The following is a 1,077-nucleotide window of genomic DNA, read 5'->3' on the forward strand; positions in this document are numbered from 1 at the left end:
ACCTGTGTATGTTCAAGGGTTTATCAAGCACTTTGGGGATGCACTAGGCTTAAATGGAGACGAGTTTGCCAAGGCTTTTCCCACTGGGGTAACTGTAAAAAGGTCAAAACTTTCCTGGGGTAACAGTAGGGTTCCTCAACTGCGACCGTTTCATCTTTATTTGTTCTACATTTGCTTGGTTATTGGTTCAGTGAGTGGCTTATCTGTCCTAATCAACCCTTATAAGCCACAAATAACTGATAAGGAACCAAACTCGTCTCCAGCTCAATCGTTACCGACACCCGGTAATTTAGATCAAACTAACTCCCAAGCGCAGTTAGCCTTAACCAAGATACCGTCGGGTCCAAATAAGCCAGTTCAGGTGGATATCACTCTCAAAGGTAGATCTTGGCTTCTGATCGTGGCAGATGGCAAGAAAAAATATGAAGGCATCCTAGAAGAAGGAGCGCACCAGACTTGGGTTGCTAACGAAAAACTATTTGTTAAAGCTGGCGATGCTGGGAATGTAATCGTTGAGTTCAATAACCAACAGGCAAAGCAGATGGGGGCTCCTGGTGCAGTACAAGCATTAACTTTTGCTGCTAAACCTAGACCCTCTCTTCAGTAGTCAAGCTTTCTATGGGAAAAGCATTAAATTCATCAATCTTAAACATTAAAAAAGCCGATAATTGGGGGCAACAACCTATAAATATTACTAAAAAAATAACAACTTACTTATAGCATTTAAAATTCAAAATAGATGCATTAAAACCAATGCTGATTTACCATAAAACGCTCACAAGTGTAGGCTCTCTTTCCTAATGTCACCTGTTACCTTGGTTAATCAATTAAATTTGAAGATATCAAATTCAAATGCTATAGCAACGACTTAACTTATATAAAGTCCAGTTAATCCCTTGTATAGAATAGAATTGTTTAGGATTGTGAGTTTAGGATTGTTAACTAATAATTAGGGCTTGCTGCACAAACCGGAAACCAAAGGCCATCAAGGCTTTGAGCCGCCTTGAGAGTTGCTAAAGTTCAAGGAAATCTGATAAAATCCTTTAAAACCCTTGCACCGCCATCAGGGAAAATGTA

General features: G+C 39.6%; 1 protein-coding gene. It reads left to right on the top strand.

The genetic code is table 11. The features are described 5' to 3' along the window. Nucleotides 1-607 (top strand): helix-turn-helix domain-containing protein (locus F6K49_RS52225; protein ID WP_293110935.1); only part of this gene is annotated, 607 nt, incomplete at its 5' end. Between the last annotated feature and the right edge of the window lie 470 nt (nt 608-1,077).

Source organism: Moorena sp. SIO3I6 (assembly GCF_010672095.1).